The sequence below is a fragment of the uncultured Duncaniella sp. genome (assembly GCF_910577345.1).
Taxonomy (GTDB): domain Bacteria; phylum Bacteroidota; class Bacteroidia; order Bacteroidales; family Muribaculaceae; genus Duncaniella.
This window is the reverse complement of record NZ_CAJTMT010000051.1, coordinates 1-9,215: the sequence shown is the minus strand read 5'-3', so window position 1 is coordinate 9,215 and position 9,215 is coordinate 1. Positions and strand designations below refer to the sequence as shown.

The window sequence follows — 9,215 nt, the reverse complement described above, 5'->3', positions numbered from 1 at the left end:
TCGATGCGGGGCTATTACGGCAGCGCTGCTCCGCAGCTTACTATCTGCCATCCGGCACGGGGGCACCACCCCACCACATGATACAAAAGAACAAAAGTGGTAAAGGTAACAGAAGTCCCTATAACGCGTTCCGCATTAGCTTGGAGCAATATAACAAATTTGTTATATGATAGGATGATTTGCTTGAAATCAATCTTTTGTATCTTCTGATCTTATGGCTTTATGTACCTTTTTCAGATACTTACGAGTTTCATGCACTGTGATTATGGTTTGAGCCTAAGATTATAGGAATGGGAACAAACGAAGGGTGCGCCGGTGGCGCACCCTTCGCAGCGGGTTACGGTAGTCTAAATTCAAAAGATTAAGACAGCGGGTCAGATGTGTCGATCACAGTCTGACGTTAACGTACACTCCTTAAAAAATAAATGTACCCTTATTATTTACATGATGTAGTTCCGCTCCGGAGATGAAATGGCCAGAAACCACGGGTAGTCACAGGCCACTCCATCACTCCGTGGGATATATCATTTTGAACTATAACCGGGGTTGGTGAACAAGTCTCCGTTAATGATGAGGTCAGTGTAGTTCTGCGGAACCGGACGGAGCACGTAGTTAACGTTGAAATAGTCGGCTATCTCAGGATGAGTGGACCGGAGATAGGAGTCGTCCTTCAACAGACCTGTACGCTTGAGATCATAAAGACGGGTGAACTCACCGCAAAGCTCGCGACCACGCTCGTCGATGACGGTACGGATATCGGCCACACCTGAAAGCTGGTTTGCACCGGCTCTCTGACGCACCTTGTTAATGTAGCCCATAGCCTTACCGCCACCGTTGAGCAGAATGTCGTATTCAGCCGCAATCAGATAAATCTCTGCCATGCGCATGACGAGGATGGCGTTCTTGTTGCCGAAACGGTTCTTCTTTATATTAGCGTCATAGTAGTTTGTGCTGCAGTGCTTGTTGAGCGAGGGGTAGAAATAGCGGTAGTTGTTTTCGCCTTCACCCTTTTTCATGATGATTGACTTCTTGGAATCATCATACACATCCTTGTAGTCCACGAGAAGATAGTTGGAGTTTGGCTTGTTGGCTATTTCCGTGTCATAGTCGGGATCCTGAGGAACGACAATCTTGATGGCGAGGTCTCCCACAGCGATGGGTGTATCCTTTTTGGAAGCAGCCTTGCCATAGAGAGCGCAATCGCCCTCGCTCCAGGAGTATGCGTTGTTGGCATTCCACTCGGTGATGAAGCTCTTATGGAAACGGGGGTCGAGCGAGCCGTCGGCCTGCACGAAGAGGCTCAGCAGATACTGCGTAGGCATGAAGCTGCCTGCCTGACCGCCATCCCATGCCTTGATGGATTCCTCGGTGCCGAAGATGCGCGCGCCGAAGTGGTTGAGCTGACACATGAAATGCTGATCATTCTGGTTGAGCTTATGGTTGCCGAGGCTGGCACCCTTTTCGTTGATGGAGTATTTCCAGAGAGCCTCTTTGTTGGTCTTGTTGTTTGACTCCTTGAAAACCTCATCGAAGGTAGGATACATATATGCTCCGTAGGTGCTGCCACCGTTCTCACAGTCAGTGATGAGTTTCTGTGCCGCTTCCTGACCTTCCTGAAGGAATTCAGTCGTCCCATACTGCTGAGTTGCGAGACATGTTTTCGCGAGAAATCCGAGAGCGGCTTTCTTGGTGGGTCGACCATCAAACGTATCGTCACCCTTCGGGAGCCATTCAGCCGCAAAGCGGAATCCGGGAATGATTATCTTGGTGTAGATGTCGATGGGTTGGGTACGCTCCGGAGAGTAGGTGGTTATCGTGGTGTTCTCATCGGTCAATACCACACCGCCGAACATCTCGACAAGGTGATAGTAGTAGAGGGAGCGGAGGAAGTAGGCCTCGGCCACTTTCTCGTTGCGCTCGGCTTCGGTGGCGAAAGGAGCCAGGGAGGCATCGCGGATGGCGATGTTGCAGCCGCCGATACCGTCGTAGGCCGCATTCCAGAAGGTATTCGTATAGTCCTGTCTCGGAGCCTTGGCATAGTAGCGGAAGAAGTGGTCATCCTCACCGGTCGTATTGGTCTTGGAGGTCCAGAGGTCGGAGTTGGCCTCGGTGAATTTCATGAAGTCGGTGGTATTGTAGAAGCCACGCTCCAGACCGAAGTAACATTGATTGATGATGTATTCGTAACCGGTTGTACTGGTGGCGATGTTGTCAATGTCGAAACCGCCGGGGTTATACTCGTCGAGTGAGCAGGACTGGAGGGCAACCATAGCACCCAGTCCGCAACCGGTAAGTATGGTGGATATATTGAGTTTCATGATTTGTCTTGTCTTTATTAGGGATTAGAATGTAAGGTTGATACCGAAGACATACTGCTTGTAGGTCGGGAAGTTGTCAGCGCCGCCCATTTCGGGGTCGGTGCCCTTGAGCTTGCTGTCGTTGACAATAATCCAGGGATTGTAAGCGGTACCGTAGATGCGCAGACGCTCAATCATTGCCTTTCTTGTCCACTTAGCGGGGACAGTGTAGCCGAGGGTGATGTTCTTGACCTTGACGAAAGAGCCGTCGGCTATGCGGAGCGAAGGCATGACGGTGGTCTGCTTGCTGTTGGTGCCGGGGCGGGGGTAGTAGGCATTCTGGTTATCCTCGGTCCAATAGTCAGCACCTGAAATCTGGTTGGTTGTGACAGAGTTGGCGGCAGTATAGTAACCGAGAAGATCACTCTGGATGGTCTGGCCGAAGCGTCCCATCATGAACACCGAGAGATCGAAGTCACGGTAACGGAAGGAGTTGTTGAAACCGACAATCCAGTTGGGATTGGTATGGCCGAGAATCTGACGGTCATCATTTCCGTAGGGGTGCACACCGTTGTCAGTTTCACCGGTTTCTGTATTTGTAACCTTGGGGACAGTATGAATCTTGATGAAACCGGGCTCGACATTATATTTTTTCATGAGTTCGGCATCATCGGTGGTGCGCCACAGGCGGTCATATTTCCAACCGTAGATTGACTTGATGGGGTGGCCTTCGAAGAGGCTCTCACCGATAAGGTCACCGTCGGGGAGTGACACAATCTTTTCCTTGTTCCATGTGGCGGTAAGGGTCGAACTCCAAGTGAAGTCCTTTGTGACGATATTGCGGGTATTGAGGGTGATTTCGACACCGTGGTTCTCGGTTTCGGCAAGATTCTGCCACTGACCGAGGGGAGAGCCCCAACCGGTCAGACCGGAAGTGATGGGGACGGTACGCTTGTAGAGAAGACCCTTGGTTGTTGTCTTGAACCATTCCACAGATCCGTCAATGCGGCCATTGAGGACTCCGAAGTCAAGACCGATGTTCCAGTTGTAGGATTTCTCCCATCCAAGTCCATAGCTGGGAACTGTGCCTGAATACTGAACGAAAGGTACGGCCTGGTCACCGACAGTTACACCTGCTGAAGAGAAGATGTAGGCCTGGCCGTTAGTTCCGTATGCACCGATACCACCGGCATTACCTGTGATACCATAGCTGACACGGAGTTTGGCATTGTCGAGCCAGTTGCGGGTGTCGGCCATGAAGCTTTCCTCAGAGAAGCGCCATGCAGCTGCGGCTGCAGGGAAGGCATCCCACTTATGACCCTCGGAGAACCAGCTCACGCCGTCCCAACGGGTAGAGACGTTGAGGAGATAGCGACCCTTGTAGTTATAGTTGATACGGAAGGCGTATGACATCTTCTGGTCGCGTGCATAGCTTGACTCCACATGGAGGGCTTCAGTACCCGACATCAGGCGGTGGTACTGCCAGGTGTCGACGAGGAAACCGCCGCTGCCGGCAATTGTGCCCTCGCTTGTGTTCTTGTTGTAGGATGTGATGAACTGTGCGCCGAAAGAGTGGTCCTTGATGTCGGCGTTATACGAGAGAATATTTTCCCAGGTGTATGACCAGCCGTTTGAGTGGGTTTTCTGTGCGTAGGGAGATTTTGAATAAGAAGGAGGATTTGCATTGGCTTTCGCACCCCAGTAGTTGCCCTGACGGCTGTTGGAGAGGGTGGTATTTATCTGCGAACGGAATTTAAGTCCCTTGAAAGGGTTGATTTCGAGATAGCCGATTGAATTGATGTAGGTCGACTTGATATTATAGGCATACTGGTCGGCGATGAAGTCGCCGAGCGGTGAGAACTGGCTGTTGATGAACTCATCCTGAAGATTGCCTTCTGCGTCATAGGCATCGCCGAGCGGGAAGGCCGTGAGCGACTTGGTGAAAGTGTTCTTCACACCACGGTCGTGGTCTGAATAAGTAAGGTTGCTGGTGAAACCGATAGTGGCATACTTATTGATTTCCTGATCGATGTTGAGGCGAAGCGAGTAGAGGTCGCGCTCATCGTTTTTGAGCAGACCCTCCTCACGGGAATAGGAGGTCGATGCGAATATGCGTGTCTGCTTGGTGCCGCCGCTTACAGAAAGAGCATATTTCTGTGAAGTTGCACGATGGCCCGAAGCAAGGTCAACCCAGTCAATCCATTTGCCCTCATTGTAGGCTTCGGTGTAGATGGGATTGCCGAAAATAGTGGCCATGTCGGCGGGATAAGTGCCGTTGTTGTACTTATAGGCCTCACGCTGGTAGTTGACCCATTCGTCGCCAACCATACCGTGCTTGAAATTCACATCTCCACTGAAACCATAGTAGGCGTCGAAGTTAACGACGGCCTTGCCTTCGGTACCGCGTTTGGTAGTGATGATGACAACGCCGTTGGCACCGGCTGAACCGTAGATTGCCGTGGATGATGCATCCTTGAGGATGTCAATCGACTCAATGTCACTGGGGTTGACCTGATTGTAGCTGCCGGGCATACCGTCGATGATGAAGAGGGGTTCGTTGCTGCCGTAGATGGAGCGCGAACCACGGAGCAGGATATTCACTCCCGCGCCTGTCTCACCGCTGGCCTTGGTGATGTCCATACCGGCAACCTTGCCCTGAAGGGCTTCCATGACGTTGTTGGTAGGAGCGACGACCACGTCTGAGTTTTTCATCGAAGCGACAGCACCTGTCAGGTCTCTACGCTTCACGGTGCCGTAGCCGATGACGACGACTTCGTCGAGAACTTCACGGTTCTCCTTGAGGGTTACATTGATAACGCTTTTTCCCGCCACGGAGACCTCCTCGGTCACATAGCCTACATAGCTGATGGAGAGGACGGCATTGTTGGCAATGTTGTTGAGGGCGAAGTTACCGTCAATGTCGGTCACTGTGCCCATCGTGGTGCCTTGAACCGCTACGTTGGCACCGATTACCGGTTCGCCGGTTTCATCTGTCACCGTGCCGGTTACGGACTTGGTCTGAGCAGTGGCCGCAAGGGTCATCACTGCGATAATCAGAGTCAGAAGGTATCGGCCGAGGCTTTTTACCCCTTTCTGATTAACATCCTTTAACATCTTTCTGTTTTCCATGATGCAATAATGAGTGGTATTTAAATGATTATAATAATTATCGGTTTGCGTAACAACGTTATTGATGATGCTATGCTGAAACGTAATAATTGAGGCGAGGACGTAATAATAATGGTATAGATTATCTACAATAAGATGTAGGCAAAGGTAAACAATAATTTTCGTAGAATAACAAATTTTTAGTAAATTTTTATTACCCTAAACATACAATAAGCCTCATTTTTTTCTCTTTCCGCAAGAAATTTGCCATATTTTAGCCAAATAAGGCATAAATCCGAGCCTTTATCATCCTGCACCCCAACGAACATTCCACACCGAGAAACACACTAACCAACTATGTATGTAATACAATAAGCCCAACCTCCGACACGCCAATCCATCATTCAAATATAACACCATCAAACACCTCGAAGTTACAATAAAATCGGTTCCATATTAGTATGGAACCGATTTTACCTGAATCAATTACTTCGGATGAAAATCACCTTGCCGGTTCAAATACAGCAGTAGACCAATCAAGCTTGTCCAAAGTAGATCCAGTAAACTCGAATGTAATAGTACCTCCCTTTATATTCTCAAACTCACAATCACCCTCAATACCTCCGACTGACTCAGCGACTGCTTCACCTATATATTTACCCGGGGGCAAATCTACATATGCTATATACTCCTCACCATAATTCAATACTCCGAATTTATTTTCAATCACAAACTCGTGAAGTTCTTGGTAATTAGTATTACAGATATCAAAACGGAATGCCGTCATTGTCATATAAGATGACAAATTTTTAATCTTGATAGTTACTAAATAAGGTATTTTAGGAGCAAGAGCAGCATACATATTAATAAGACCATATCCCATTTCATCATTCCGAGTTGCAAACGACTGAGAATGTTGATACCTATAGCGATAAGGTCCAATTTTCGATGCCGTTTTTTCTATTCGATATATTACTTCTGAAGGCTTTAGCTCTGGATATTTTGAGAGAATCATGGCGGCAAGACCAGCTACTTGCGGAGCGGCAAATGAAGTTCCCGAACTTTTTATTGTACCACTACCAGGATAAAGGCAATACACATCTTCTCCTGGTGCAACAACATCTAAACAGCTACCATAATTACTAAATGATGCTCTTTCTCCATCTTTATTAATGGCACCGACAACAAGTACTCTTGAATCTGAATTAGCAGGATAACCAACTTTACCATTCTCATTACCTGCAGAAAACACTACGACACAATCGTTATCCAATGCTTTCCTTACGATATCACCAATTTTGGGATTATCAAAACTCCAAGAGCAGTTAATTACTTTTACTCCATTATTTATAGCATAATTGAATGCTCTTTCTACAACTTCGACAGTTGGAGTATATGCCTCAGTGTTACCTCCACCAATACTAATAGGGAGAATTTTTGTTCCGTATCCAACACCGGCAACATCCTGATTATTATTCGGTACCGCCCCAATAAACCCCGTGACCATTGTTCCATGAGAATGCCAAACCCTATTTGGAGCAGTTTGAGTAAACGCATCCCAACCAGATAAAAGATTTTCGTCAAAATCCCTATGATAAATATCCACTCCAGTATCTATTACGGCAACAATCACATCTGACGAGCCCTCGGATATTATGTCCTTTGAATTGCAATAATTAATTTTATCAAGATGCCATAAATCACCTGATAAAAACAAAGGTTCATCAATACACCCAAAAATACATGCCCCTATTAAATCAGGACAGGCATACTCGAACATACCACTTTCTTGAAACAAATTAGCCATTTCCAAAGCATTGCCTTTAGAATACTTCGAACAGGACAAATCAAACCATTTTTCTAAATATTCATCTTTACAGATTATGTCCACATTATTTCTTACAGCAAAATCATTCAAAAGCTCAAAATCCGCATCATCTTTCAACTTCACATAAAACCGGTTATTTAATCCAACTTCTTTTCCGTTGGTCATTCTATAATATGGAGCTGAATAATATGAATCAGATAAAATTGGAGCAATATCTTCATCGTCTCCCTGAATAATTGCAACCTTAAAATTAGCAGCTAAAAGATTCTCCTGAGCATTAAATACAGTAGCATTTCCAATACTTTGAAGGCTTATACTGCTTCCATTTATTTTCTCATGTAGAATCCCAATTTTGGATGGATTATATATCACAACATGCTTTCCCTCAACTTTTTGAAGAAATTTCTTTTCATTTTCAAGCCAAAAATAATCTGTTGTATCTGATGGAGATAAAACAGTCTCATCCAATGACCGTGACAATGAATTATGTTCCTCATAGGGTTCATCCAATAAAGAAGAACTACATCCTCCGGCAATAATATTTATCATTACCAAGAGAACTATATATATTTTTTTATAATTTTCCATTTGCAATTTTACTTCAAGTTATACAAAATATCACCTATCTGAGTATTCCATGCAATTCTCCGAGGCCACCAAAGGATGGTTGGGAGTATTCACACAGGCCACTTTTATAGAAAAGGTTTGCCATCTCGACAGGATTACATTTTGAATCATTGGTACACGCCAAAGTATACCACCCATCAAGAAATGCAGATTTTTCTACCAAAATCACGTTGTTAGTAGTTGCCAAGGTTTCGAGCTGCTCCTGAGTCACACCGTCCTTTAATTTTACATCAAAAGTCATATAAGGAATCAATTCCCGACCATCTTCTATCAAAGTGTAGTATGGAAGTAAACTGAATGTATATGGCTTAATACCCTTTATCTTATCATAATCTCCATTTACCGTGGCAGTCAGGTAATCTTTGAATAGTTTTTTTGCTTCCTCTGTAACACCTTCGGACGTATAACTTATCCCTGTTTCAACATCTACAAGCGACAAGCCATGTTTTGCGAGTTCGGAGGTTATTTTCTCCTTATCAACAGAATGGAAAGCAATCCGATATTTGCCCTTCACTTCTTGTATGGCTACTTTTTCATGGCCAAACCAATAATACTGATTTTCCGCAGGTCCATCATCACTTTCACATGACGTAGTAATCACCATCAGCGCAAACAGCGCTGACATCAAAGTCAATAATCGCGTTTTCATGTTTTTTCTGAATTAAATAATTAAAAAATATAACAATGGTAATAGATTTACCTTTTCACCTTAATATTTAGCTGCAAGGTAGTGGTATTTTTCGATATTTCAAAATGCTCTATATATCTTAACATTATTTAGCAATTGAATTAACTCATATAACTTTTACCATAAATAACGTGAGTTCGATATAAGCAATCAGAACAAAGTTAGCTGATTGTCGAAAACGAAATCCAAAGAAATAGATGGTTTCTTAGGAAAGAAACAGTAAGCCGCAATAGCACTCAAGGCGTTGGTAATGAAGTTTGTGAACGACCGATGCCTTGAGTGTTCTATTTGAGCGATATTCTTCAGCTCGTCATTGACAGACTCTACAAGAGCGCGTTTCCGCAGCATAATCTTGTCAGCGACAGACATAAGCGAATTTCTCATATTGCTCTTGACTTTTGTCACAAGCTGTATTCCGTTCATGAACAGGAACTCAAAGAGTTGTTTGCCTATATATCCCTTGTCACCACAGAGTTTACCTTTGACATTCTCAATGAAAGACTCCGAGTACAATGGCTCGCGGTCATCGACATTGCCGGGTGTGAACATGAAGTTCAGAATCTCGCCGCGATCATTTATTATCAGGTGTAGCTTGAAACCGAAGAACCATCCCATTGAACATTTGCCACGTTCCGCCAACCCCTTGAATGTCTTATGTATCAGAATC

General features: G+C 45.4%; 5 protein-coding genes. All 5 read right to left on the bottom strand.

Features of this window, described 5'->3' with window-relative positions:
• Nucleotides 1-524 precede the first annotated feature (524 nt).
• On the bottom strand, nucleotides 525-2,318 hold the full coding sequence (locus tag QZ310_RS13260) for a RagB/SusD family nutrient uptake outer membrane protein (RefSeq protein ID WP_297073673.1): 1,794 nt from the start codon (nucleotides 2,316-2,318) through the stop codon (nucleotides 525-527).
• Between the two features lie 24 nt (nucleotides 2,319-2,342).
• On the bottom strand, nucleotides 2,343-5,339 hold the full coding sequence (locus QZ310_RS13255; RefSeq protein WP_297073675.1) for a TonB-dependent receptor: 2,997 nt from the start codon (nucleotides 5,337-5,339) through the stop codon (nucleotides 2,343-2,345).
• Between the two features lie 568 nt (nucleotides 5,340-5,907).
• On the bottom strand, nucleotides 5,908-7,821 hold the full coding sequence (locus QZ310_RS13250; RefSeq protein ID WP_297073670.1) for a S8 family serine peptidase: 1,914 nt from the start codon (nucleotides 7,819-7,821) through the stop codon (nucleotides 5,908-5,910).
• Between the two features lie 34 nt (nucleotides 7,822-7,855).
• On the bottom strand, nucleotides 7,856-8,509 hold the full coding sequence (locus tag QZ310_RS13245; protein ID WP_297073668.1) for a hypothetical protein: 654 nt from the start codon (nucleotides 8,507-8,509) through the stop codon (nucleotides 7,856-7,858).
• Between the two features lie 189 nt (nucleotides 8,510-8,698).
• The coding region (locus QZ310_RS13240) for an IS982 family transposase (protein WP_297073666.1) at nucleotides 8,699-9,215 on the bottom strand (517 nt) is incomplete at its 5' end.